Origin of the sequence: Corynebacterium sp. HMSC061H03, from assembly GCF_001838215.1 — a bacterium.
In the GTDB taxonomy this organism is placed as follows: domain Bacteria; phylum Actinomycetota; class Actinomycetes; order Mycobacteriales; family Mycobacteriaceae; genus Corynebacterium; species Corynebacterium jeikeium_D.
Map to the genome: position 1 here is coordinate 22,147 of NZ_KV836075.1, position 11,773 is coordinate 33,919.

The 11,773-nt window shown below is 60.0% G+C and carries 7 protein-coding genes; 5 read left to right on the forward strand and 2 right to left on the reverse strand.

The features are described from left to right. Positions 1-356 precede the first annotated feature (356 nt). Complete coding sequence (locus HMPREF2787_RS06890; protein ID WP_070858866.1) at positions 357-2,807, forward strand: DUF2339 domain-containing protein; 2,451 nt, start codon at positions 357-359, stop codon at positions 2,805-2,807. Between the two features lies 1 nt (position 2,808). On the opposite strand, the gene uvrA is transcribed toward HMPREF2787_RS06890, so the two are convergent. After that, positions 2,809-5,661, reverse strand: a complete 2,853-nt coding sequence (uvrA, locus tag HMPREF2787_RS06895; protein WP_070858867.1) for an excinuclease ABC subunit UvrA — start codon at positions 5,659-5,661, stop codon at positions 2,809-2,811. Between the two features lie 139 nt (positions 5,662-5,800). Between uvrA and HMPREF2787_RS06900 the strand changes: the two genes are divergently transcribed. The 4 genes from HMPREF2787_RS06900 (at position 5,801) to HMPREF2787_RS06915 (ending at position 11,245) form a co-directional block, all read left to right on the forward strand. Continuing rightward, positions 5,801-6,508, forward strand: coding sequence for an MBL fold metallo-hydrolase (locus HMPREF2787_RS06900; protein ID WP_070858868.1), 708 nt, complete (start codon positions 5,801-5,803; stop codon positions 6,506-6,508). Between the two features lie 166 nt (positions 6,509-6,674). Further along, positions 6,675-7,544 (forward strand): DoxX family protein, encoded by an 870-nt coding sequence (locus HMPREF2787_RS06905; protein ID WP_070603166.1) that lies wholly within the window; start codon positions 6,675-6,677, stop codon positions 7,542-7,544. A 133-nt stretch (positions 7,545-7,677) separates the two neighbouring features. Next, entirely contained in the window at positions 7,678-10,116 is a 2,439-nt protein-coding gene (locus HMPREF2787_RS06910) for a HelD family protein (protein ID WP_070858869.1), read from the forward strand. A 34-nt stretch (positions 10,117-10,150) separates the two neighbouring features. Then, positions 10,151-11,245: a DNA glycosylase AlkZ-like family protein gene (locus HMPREF2787_RS06915; protein ID WP_070603162.1), complete on the forward strand. Its 1,095-nt coding sequence runs from the start codon at positions 10,151-10,153 to the stop codon at positions 11,243-11,245. Between the two features lie 67 nt (positions 11,246-11,312). On the opposite strand, the gene HMPREF2787_RS06920 is transcribed toward HMPREF2787_RS06915, so the two are convergent. Then, positions 11,313-11,753 (reverse strand): universal stress protein, encoded by a 441-nt coding sequence (locus tag HMPREF2787_RS06920; protein WP_005511992.1) that lies wholly within the window; start codon positions 11,751-11,753, stop codon positions 11,313-11,315. Positions 11,754-11,773 lie beyond the last annotated feature (20 nt).

The following is an 11,773-nucleotide window of genomic DNA, read 5'->3' on the forward strand; positions in this document are numbered from 1 at the left end:
AGCGGATTACTACACACTGTATAAGGACGCCTTCCAATCGTGCGATGTGACATCACCGATTAGGGTGGACCCCGGCGCTACCGTAATTCTTTGGCGCACCTAGGGTGGGACTTAAATCCTCTTCGCTGCCGAATGCAACTAAATGCTCCCCGAAGGCAGCAAGCATCGCATTCTGGCGGTCGTAGACGAGATGTTAACACAGCTGTTCTCGCATACCAAAACCGGCTCTCACTCCGGGTTATTCACCATCGGCACCCGACGCGATACCAAGCGTCAAAAAAGTGCAATCCGAATTGTAATCAGATTGGTAGATTCTCTCCATAGTTTTTAGGCCAAACACGATTAAAGTCGTCACCATGAATACTGGCTCCAACGGCTTTGGCCCTAAAGCCGAGAACACCGATCCTAATCAGCATTCCGCCCGATACGACAAGCCACCGACCGGCGATTTTGTCCTGACCGGCGACTCCGTCTCAGAGCTTTCCCATGCTCTGGCAGATTTGGAGGCCAGCTCGCTTCGGCTGGCTCAGCTCACCCGTACTTGGCAGGTGCGCCTTTCTCAGGCAAGCGGGCAAGCGCCGACTGGACCGCACGCGCCTCACACTACGGGAGCGGAATCTGCGCCGGTACCTCAAGCGCCGCCCCATGCTGCACCTCAAGGGGCACATCAACACAATCCGCAACCGCCGCCAGCGCCCAGTCCGCCACTAGAGCAGGCACCTCCTCCCCGTTGGGAACCGCAGGCTGAGCAGACGCTCGCCACACCGCAGTATCCCCAGCAGTCTCAGCAGATACAGGTGCCACCACCGCCAACACAAGCGGACTGGCGGAATCAACCAGCTCCCCTGCCACAGAGCGACGCAGCTGCGCAGCCGATGTTTGGCTTCCCCTCTGCCCACCAATGGCGGCGGGATTCGAAGTCGCCACAGTCTTCTCCCTCGCCACAGTCTTCTCCCACAGACTCCACCCCGCCACCGAAGCTGCCAGAGGCACCGCGTGAACCTCGCGAGCCCTGGTGGCGCAACGAGAAGGCAATCATCAGAATCATCGCCATCTTCGGTGGTCTCATCACCGCTGCCGGTATCGCATTTTTCGTCGCGGTCGCAATCCAATCCGGCCTGATCGGACCGGCCGGTCGTGTGGTCCTGGCTTACTTGTTGGCCGCCGTGCTCGCGGTCGCAGCTGTGCGAGCGCACCGTCGTCAAGCACCGCCTGCTGGCGTGACGGCGTTGATTGCGACATCACTAGCCGCTGCGCACCTGACAACGATGTCGATGTCCTACCTCCTCGACTGGATTCCGGTGGCGGCGACGCTGGTCATCATGCTGCCTTTCGCCGTAGTCGGTCTATACGGCGCGCGGTGGACGAAGTCGAGTGCAACCGCGGCGTGGACAATCACAATCAACACCGGATTAATGCTGTGGGCGACGATCGGCCTCAACTTCCACGCCCGCCCGCTGAGCTCCTCGCTCGCGCAAATCACCCTTCAACTGATGGTCATCGCCGCTATCGTCTGCCTCCTGAACGTCCCCTTCCGGAAGTACGTAGTCGCATTCCTGCTCGGCGCAAACGTTCTCATCGGCGTAATCACGACCAACAATGCACTGGTGATGCCCGCAATCGCCGCACTCACCATTGCCCTTTTCGCGTTTGCCCAGTTCGGCCCGCTGGCGATGGCTCGCCAACTCACTCCCGAGCTTGACGACGAGCCTTCGGAAACCAGCACCTGGGAAGACGATCTGGTCACCATCACGTCAGTAGTTGCCTTCTCGACTCCGGTTGTAGCTGCAGTCCCAACGGTCAACGCCACACAGTCCACCTCCAGCCTCTGGTTGCTGTTCTACGGCGGATTCGTGCTGTTCATCGCAATTGCTGCAGTATTCCTTTGGAACCGTGCCATCTTCCGCTATCTCGCCCCATTGGCCTTGGCCACGGCAATTCTGCCCTGGCTAGCGCTCGCGGTGGCGGGCCCGGAAAGGAGCTCAGGAGCCGATACTGGACCCCACACTTGGGGTCTCATCCCAATCTCCATCGGTGCCGCGCTCTTTGTCTGGGCGCTGGCCACAGCACCGAAGCACGGCGCGATTGGCGCACGACTACAGGCTCCTGAACCAACCCGGGATGCCGTGGCACCATATACAAAGATTGCGGCACTGACCTGGCTGCTCGGCGCAACGGTAGTACACCTCTACATCCTGCCCGCAGCGTTGAATGCCGGTGCTGCAGCTGATTACTCGGCAACGTGGGCAGAAATGCTTTCGCTGTTGTTCCTGCTGTGCGCCGACGTCGGCCTGGCCGTGACGGCAGCGAGGTCGCAGCTACCGCCAGCTTTTGCACTGATTGGCCTGGCTGCACTGGGTATGCCATTTATCGTGCTGCTCACGACTATTGGCGTGAGCTTCAACGCCGCACACATGTTGCTGAGTATTTTCTGGGCCACGATTGCCGGCATGCTGGTGCTATCGAAGAGGTTCCACCACATTCCGGCGCGACTGGCAGCGGGTTTGACGATTGCGGCGCTGTCTATCGTCAAGCTGATCTTCTACGACATGGCAACGCTCGATGGCGTTATCCGCGCCTTGGCGTTCCTCGGCTGTGGTCTGATTCTGCTGGCCATGGCGGTCTCCGGGGCGAAGCAGAAGAGTGCCGAGGAGCCGGCGGCACCGGACCGTGACGCCACCGCTAGCGATTCTGACGCTGCCGACGCTGCCGACGCTGCCAATGCCAACCCCGCTGCTGACAGACTGGAAGGCTTCACCCGCACCGGCGGTCCTGGAATTTCCGACGGAAACGAGCCGACTACCTAAGCTACTTAAGCAGCGGCTTCAGGTACTGCCCGGTGTGGGAGCCGGAACAGTTCGCGACATCCTCCGGCGTGCCCTCTACAACCACGGTGCCACCGCCGGAGCCGCCTTCCGGCCCCATGTCGATGATCCAATCCGCAGACTTGATGACATCCAAATTGTGCTCAATGACAATGACGGTGTTGCCCTTGTCCACCAGGCCCTGCAACACCAACATGAGCTTGCGGATGTCCTCAAAATGCAGCCCCGTGGTCGGCTCATCCAAGATGTAGACCGTCCGGCCATTGGAGCGCTTCTGCAGCTCACTGGCCAACTTCACGCGCTGAGCCTCACCACCCGAGAGCGTGGTTGCCGCCTGCCCGAGACGGACATAGCCCAGGCCGACGTCGACAAGCGTATTGAGATAACGCGCAATCGACTGAATCGGCTCGAAGAACTCCGCTGCCTCGGAGATGGGCATGTCCAGAACCTCAGCGATGGTCTTGCCCTTGTAACGAACCTCCAGCGTTTCGCGGTTGTAGCGCGCGCCGTGGCAAACCTCGCAAGGCACATAGACGTCCGGCAGGAAGTTCATCTCAATCTTGATGGTGCCGTCGCCCTTACACGCCTCACAGCGGCCGCCCTTGACGTTGAAGCTGAATCGACCGGGCTTATAGCCACGAACCTTGGCCTCTTGTGTCTCGGCGAAGAGATTGCGGATCTTGTCGAACACACCGGTGTACGTCGCTGGGTTGGAACGCGGGGTGCGACCAATCGGCGACTGATCAACTTGCACCAGCTTGTCCAGCTGATCCAACCCCTCCACGCGGCTGTGTCGACCCGGCACCTGACGAGCACCGTTGAGCTCGTTGCTCATCACCTTGGCCAGGATTTCGTTGACCAAGGTGGACTTGCCGGACCCGGAAACACCCGTAACGCAGGTCAACACGCCGAGGGGGAACTTCACGTCGATCTTCTTCAGGTTGTTTTCGCGAGCGCCCTTGACCGTCACCATGCGCGACTTATCGATCGCACGACGGTTCTCCGGCACCGCCAACACCCGACGACCCGAGAGATACGCACCTGTCAGTGATTCCTCGCAGTCAACGATGCCAGACGGTTCACCCTGGTAAACGATTTGTCCACCGTATTCACCGGCCTTTGGCCCAATGTCGACCAGCCAATCAGCCTCGCGAATCGTGTCCTCATCATGCTCGACCACAATCAAGGTATTGCCCAGGTCGCGCAGGTTTTTCAGAGTCTTGATTAGACGGTTGTTATCACGCTGGTGAAGACCAATCGAGGGCTCATCCAAGACGTAGAGCACGCCTGCGAGCCCCGAGCCGATCTGAGTGGCCAGACGAATTCGCTGCGCTTCACCACCGGACAGCGTGCCTGCCGAACGAGACAGGGACAGATAATCCAGGCCAACGTCAAGCAGGAACTTCAGACGAGCCTGCACCTCACGCAGAACACGCCCGGCAATCATTTCCTCGCGCTTGCCCAGAGTCAGCGAATTCAGGAATGCCGAGCCATCGTGAACCGATAGCTCTGTCAGCTCGGCAATATTCTTCTGCCCGAACTCCGCCGAATCCAACGTCACCGAAAGAATCTCCGGACGCAAACGAGTACCGCTACATGCCGGGCACGGCACCTCACGCATGTACCCCTGGAAACGCTCCTTCTGAGAGTCGCTCTCCGCCTGTGACAGCTTGCGGTGTAGGTACGGCATCACGCCTTCGAAAGGTGCGGTGTACTGGCGAGTGCGGCCATACCGATTGCGGTAACGCACCGTGACCTTATGGCTGGAACCATGCAGCAGGGCCTTGCGCTGCGGCGCTGTAAGTTCCTCAAAAGGCGTGGTCGGGTCGAAGCTCATCTCGGTGGCGAGGCCCTCGACCAGTTTTTCAAAGTACTTCTTGTTCAGCGTCTGCCGCCACGGCGCAATCGCCTCAATCGTCGGCAGCGACGGATCTGGAATCACCAGGTCCGTGTCCACCTCCAGCTTGGTACCGATACCGTCACACTCCGGGCACGCACCATACGGCGAGTTAAAGGAAAACGACCGTGGCTCCAACTCATCGATAGCAATACGGTGCCCATTCGGGCAGGCCATCTTCTCCGAGAACCGCTGGGTTCGACGCGGGTCGTCCGCCTCTAGCCCGACGGCGTCGATGACCACGACGCCGTCGGCAAGCAGAAGCGCCGTTTCGACGGAATCGGTGAGCCTGCGCTGCTGCGACTCCTTCACCTGGAGACGGTCAATGACCACGTCAATGTCGTGCTTGACCTGCTTCTTCAGCTTCGGCGGATCCGTCAGACGGTGCAGTTCACCATCGACGATGACACGCGCGTAGCCCTCGGATGCGAGGCGTTCAAACAGGTCGACGAATTCACCCTTGCGCGTGCGCACGACGGGTGCGAGGACCTGGAATTTGGTGCCCTCCGGCATTTCCATGACCTGATCGACGATCTGCTGTGGAGTCTGTGAGGAGATTACTTCCCCACAGGTCGGACAGTGCGGAGTACCGGTGCGCGCGTAGAGCAGACGCAGGTAGTCATACACTTCAGTGATGGTTCCGACGGTCGAGCGCGGGTTGCGGTTCGTCGACTTCTGGTCGATCGACACCGCCGGCGAGAGCCCCTCAATCATCTCTACATCGGGCTTTTCCATCTGCCCCAGGAACATGCGCGCATAGGAGCTCAGCGACTCCACGTAACGGCGCTGGCCCTCGGCGAAAATTGTGTCAAATGCCAGTGACGATTTACCCGACCCCGACAGACCGGTGAAAACCACCATCTTGTCTCTGGGCAAATCGATGTCAACACCCTGCAGGTTATGCTCGCGGGCGCCTCTGACCACTAGACGTTCAGCCACAGTGGGAAACCTCAATTCGTCGACGATTCACTGCCGACTAGTCTACAGTCCATAACCAATTTTTCGCACATGTGTTCAGAGATTCGCGGTTACGTTGCGTTCCTAGCGCGCCGACAGACACCTCATTACCCTGGGGCGCATGAACGACGACATTACAATCAGCCCCTACTCCAATTCGCCGAGCACGCGCGGCGTTGAGCGCATTGACTACGGCAATGTCACGACTTATAAGACCTCCGTCGGACCGATGGACAACAACGTCTACCTTTTGGTCGACTCTCGCGAGCCCGACAATTCCCTACTTATCGACGCCGCCACCGACGCCGACCACCTAATCCGCCTGGTTGAGCACGTCGGCGCGCAGGTCCGCACGATTGTCACCACGCACTCCCACGGCGATCACGTTCAGGCGCTCGGCGAGCTCCTGCAGTCATTCCCGGCCCGCCACATCACGTCCAGCCTCGACGCTGCCGACATTCCCGAGCCCGCCGACCAGCAGCTCGACGGCGGCGAGACCATCACGTTCGGCGAGGACATCACGCTGCCCACGTTCATCCTGCGCGGACACACCAAAGGCGGTCTCTGCCTCGACCTGTCCGCCAAAGAAGCCGGCGCGCTTTCCGACGACACCCCGTCACACCACCTCTTCGTCGGTGACAGCATCTTCCCAGGCGGTGTCGGCAAAACGTACTCGCCCGAGGATTTCACGCAGCTTATCGACGATGTCGAGAGCCGCGTCTTCCACGTCTACCCCGCCGACTCGGTGATTCACCCCGGCCACGGCAAAGACACCACAGTTGGTGTCGAGAGCCCCGAGGTCGAGAGCTGGCGCCAGCGTGGTTGGTAGCGCTGGATGAGCGTGGTTGGTAGCGCTGGATGCAGTCGCAGCGTCTGAAAAACTGGTCATTCCCGCGACATAAATAGGCCAGGCTGCGTAGGATTAATAGTGAATTACAGCGACCAGATGGCCAAAAACACGGTTTCACCTGGACGACAAAGGAGATGGAATTTAGATGATTCGCAAGTTTGCCCGACCAATGCTGGCCTCGGTTTTCGTTGCCGACGGTGTCGACACGCTGATGAACCAGAAGGATCATGAAGAGGGCGCACGCGACCTGATTGCCCGCGTCCGCTCCGTAACCCCGAACCAGTACAACAAGTACGTGCCAAATAGCGAGAAGCTGGTTGTCCAGGTCGTCGCTGGCACCAAGGTTGCTGCGGGTTCCCTCTACGCTCTGGGTAAGGCCCCACGCCTGTCCGCCACCGCTCTGGTCGCTGCACAAGTTCCGACGATGCTGGCTCGCCACGCATTCTGGGAGACCCAGGATTCGAAGGAGAAGGCAGCTCGCCGCACTGGTTTCCTGACCGACATCGGTCTGCTGGGTGGCCTCTTCCTGGCTACTGCTGACACCGACGGTAAGCCGGGTGTCGCTTGGCGCGCTGAGAAGGCTGGCAAGCAGCTGAACAAGAAGGTTCAGGCTGCCCTGCCGACCAAGTCTGAAACCGAGCAGCGCACTGAGGAAATCAGCGCAGCCTTCGCTTCCGCCGGCGAGAACGTCCGCGAAAAGGCCGGGCTGCTCCGCGACCGCGCATCTGAGGCTACCGATGAGGCTCGTGAATACGTCGAGGACAACAAGGACGGCTGGCGCGAGCAGCTCACCGACGCCTTCGACACCGCTAAGAGCTACGTCGAGGACAACAAGGACGACTGGATTGCCAAGGCCACCGAGCTCGCTGAGGACGCGCGCGACTACGCCGAGGACCTGGGCAAGGACCTCAAGAAGGACACCCGCAAGCAGCGCAAGGAACTGCGCAAGCGCGCAGCCAAGGCTTCCAAGGAGGCCAAGAAGTCCGCAAAGAAGGCGCAGAAGCGCCTGCAGTAAGTTTGCTGCCGCAGTTAAGGCGGTATACTTAAACGCTCCCCACGCCACTACGCGTGCGGGGGCGTTTTCATATTTTTATATTCATTCAGCACATCAGTTAGCACTAATTTTGCGATTCGTTGAGGAGACCAGGTTGGCGTCGCGCGCATCCGAGCCCGGGCAGGACCAGACAGGCCGCATTGGCCACACTGGCCAGGCAGGTCTGCCGGACCAGGCAAGTTCAGCACCACAGCGAGAAGAAGAAAGCATCCTCGCTGCCGAACAGGCCTACGTCGACCGTGCGTTCAGCTTCCTCGACCGGGCACGCGAGCGCGACCAAGAGTACCTGCGCCAGGTCATGCTCATCGACGACCCAGACCCGCAAGCCCGCGTTGAACGCGAGGTGGAATACCACCGACTACAGGCTAATCTGGACCGCTACCGCTCAGCCGAGATTGGCCTGGTCTTTGGTCGAATCGATATCGATGACACAGACCCCGACAATCCTTTGTCAGAGGAAGGGCCGGGGGCGACCGTCGATAAGCGATACATCGGGCGAATCGGCCTGTCCGATGAAGACGACGACTACCGCACGGTCATCATGGATTGGCGTGCCGACGGCGCGCGCCCGTTTTACCTGGCCACGACCGCGCATCCCGAGGGAGTCAGTCTGCGTCGACACCTGCGCACTCACGGCCGGAAGGTCCGCAGCATTGACGACGAATGGCTCTCCGGCGAGGAAGCCGACAGCGCACACGAGACCGAAGCTGAAGCGGGCGTCGGTGGCGAATCGGTGCTGCGGGAGGTCATGAATCAAGCGCGCACCGGCCATATGCGCGGCATTGTGGAGACCATTCAGCGCGAGCAGGACCTCATCATCCGCGACTCCACCCGCGGCACCCTGGTCGTCCAGGGCGGTCCCGGCACAGGCAAGACGGCAGTGGCGCTGCATCGCGTCGCATGGCTTCTCTATACCTACCGCGATCAACTGGCGAAAACCGGTGTCCTCATCATCGGCCCGAACACAACCTTCCTCGACTACATCTCGCGCGTGCTGCCGAGCCTCGGCGAAACGGGCGTGGTACTGACCACCATTGCCGATCTCTACCCCGGCGTGCGCGGTTCCAACGCGCTTATCGACGGACACAACCCCGAACCCCTGGTTGCGCAGGAAGTTAAGGGCTCGATTGAGATGCTCACTATCCTGCGCGAAGCCGTGCGGGCCTACCAGGAGCTCCCCGCGGAACCTCTTGAAGTCCGGAACGACAACATCACCCTGACGATCACACCTGACATGGTGAAAGCTGCACGCACGCGTGCGCGGCGGACTCGGAAACCCCACAATCTGGCCCGGCCGATTTTCCGCGATCACGTGGTGGAGCTCCTGGCCGCGCAGATGGCCGAGGTCATCGGCGCCGACCCGCTGGGCGGCGAGAACCTGCTGTCCGTGACCGACGTTGCCGACCTGCGCGACGAAATCGACGAATCCGGAGCAGTCGCCGACATCCTCGACGAGCTGTGGCCCGCACTCACACCCGAGCGGGTGCTGTCGGAACTCCTGAGTTCCCGCGAGGCCATCGACTACGCCGCCAGCGATTACGACGAGCTGACGCGCGAGGCTCTCTACCGGCCGGAAGGCACCGACTGGATGCCTTCCGACGCCCCGCTTCTCGACGAGCTGGCGGAACTCCTCGGCCCGGTTGGTGAATCGGAGGCCGATGAAGAGGATTGGCAGGCCCGCGTCGAGGAGGCGCAGGGCGCGTTGGATACCCTGTCCAGTTCTGCATCCCAGGATCTTGACGACGGCTTCGAGGCCGAGATTTTGTCAGCGTATGACGTCATCGATGCCGAGGCACTGGCCGAACGCCACCGTGAGCGCGACCTGCGATCCACCGCCGAGCGGGCGGCGGCGGATCGCCTGTGGGCCTACGGCCATGTCATCGTCGACGAGGCTCAGGAACTCTCCGCGATGGCCTGGCGAATGCTGCGCCGCCGCAGCCCCAACGGCTGGATGACTCTCGTCGGTGACGTGGCCCAGACGGGCTCCCCCGCAGGTGCCGCGACCTGGGACGATGTGCTGGAACCCATCATCGGCGCGAGGTGGCATCTCCACGAGCTGACCGTCAACTACCGCACCCCAGCTGAGGTGATGGAGGTTGCCGCCAGCGTCCTGGCTCAGATTGATCCGGAGCTGGAGGCGCCGCAGTCGATCCGCGCGACCGGCCGCAAGCCTGTTCAGGCTCGCACCGTGACGGAGGCTCTGGCGCATGTGGAGCAGGTTGCGCAGCCAGACCGCCTGGTCGCTGTAATCGCGCCCGCCGAGTTGCTCGAAGCCACGCGCGCGGAGGTGCGGGAGTTCCTCGGTGGTGGAGCTGGTGGCAGCAAGCTCACCAACTGCGCGGTCTACGACATTACGACCTCAAAAGGCCTGGAATTCGACGAGGTCATCGTCGTTGCGCCCGACCAGATTGTGGCACAGTCTCCGCAGGGGCTACAGGACCTGTATGTTGCTCTGACTCGTGCGACCCAGGGGCTAATTGTTGTGGCGCCTCAGCAGTCAGGCGTTTTGCCGGAGCTGCAGTGGTTAGAATGACGAGGATAGTGCCGTACAGAATGAGTGAGACATAATGTCCCAAAACTATCTACCTCAGCTAGCTGAACTTCGCGCACGCCGTCTCATTGCCCAGGGGTTAGCTGCAAGTCAAGCACGCAGCGATTGGAATACAAACCTCAAGTCGCCTGCATTATCAGCAACGCATGGCATGGTTGCTCTGCAAGGACAGAATTATTCGAACGGTGTTGATGCCATCGCCTTGCGCAGTGGCAGCACCACCGACGATGTTTTAGCAGCCATTTCTTCTTACGACATCGTTCGCTGTTGGTCGCAACGAGGCACCCTGCACTTTGTTTCAGCGCAAGACGCGGGAGCAATTATGAGGTTGACGAATCCGCGCATCGAAAAGGCAGCAGCAAGACGTCGTACGACACTCGGTCTTTCTCAAGATGATGTGCAGACCGCACGGGCAGCATTTCATTCCGAATTGCACTCACGTGGTCTGTCCGACCCGCTTACTCGGACTGAAGCCTATGAGGTTTTCGCAGATCATGGAATAGACCCCACGGAGCAAAGAGGTCCTCACCTACTGCGCACATTCGGCGGCGAAGGTGCTGTCGTCCAAGGGCCACGAAAAGGATCCGAAGATACCTTCGTCCTGCTTGCCGACGTAACTTTCAAAGGCGGCCTCTCAGGAAATACCACAGACGGCTCCAGCACAGAACACTCAGCTGAATCCACGCTGGCCGACATTGCCTGGCGCTATGTTAATTCCCGCGGACCTATCTGTGTAGCTGACTTCGCGTGGTGGCTGGGGCTGACGAAAACTCAAGCGAAAAAGGCCCTTAAGCTTATCGACCACTTAATAGTTCCTTTCTCCCTCGATTCCTCTGCCTCTCCGCACGCGCCAACTGACACAGAATTCACCGGCGAAGAACTCGCACAAAATGAGTACTTCATCCCGACATGGCAGCAGAACGTAACTGAGGCCGAGCTTGAAGCCGCGCTTTCACTGACGCTTCGACTGCCCGCTTTTGACGAGTACCTCATGGGCTACGGCAGCCGCACCGAAGTTCTTCCTGAATCCCTTCGCAACCAGGTCTTAACCAGAAACGGAATTAGTTGGCCTTTTGTAGTTGAAGAAGGGATTATCACCGGCCGGCAATAGAAAAACCGGCACCTCAACTCAGGGATGCCGGTTTAAACGAAAGCTAGATTATTAGCTCACCGTTTTGTTAGCTCACAGTGTGAACGATCATGACGTCACAGTCCGACTGACGAGCAACATCAGCCGGCACAGAGCCCAGCAGACGACCAGTCAGCGAGTTAATGCCGCGGTTACCAACCACCAGCAGGTCAGCGCGACGGTCAGTGACCAGAGACATCAGAGCCTCAACCGGGGAGCCGGAACGAACCTCGGTCTCAACCTTGGTAGCGCCGACGGCCTCTGCGGCCTCCTTAGCAGCAGCCAGGTTCTTCTGAGCCGGATCATCACCGAGGACCTGAACCGAATCCTGGCGCAGGGTCTTGGACGCATCCTCTGCAGTCTCGTAGTAAGCGCAGCCGATAACCAGGGTGGCATCGAAAGCAGCAGCAATCGAGGCAGCGCGCTCTACTGCGAGCAGCGACGACTTAGAACCATCCGTGCCGACAACAATGGTCTTGTAATCACTCATGAAAACTATCCCTCACTGTG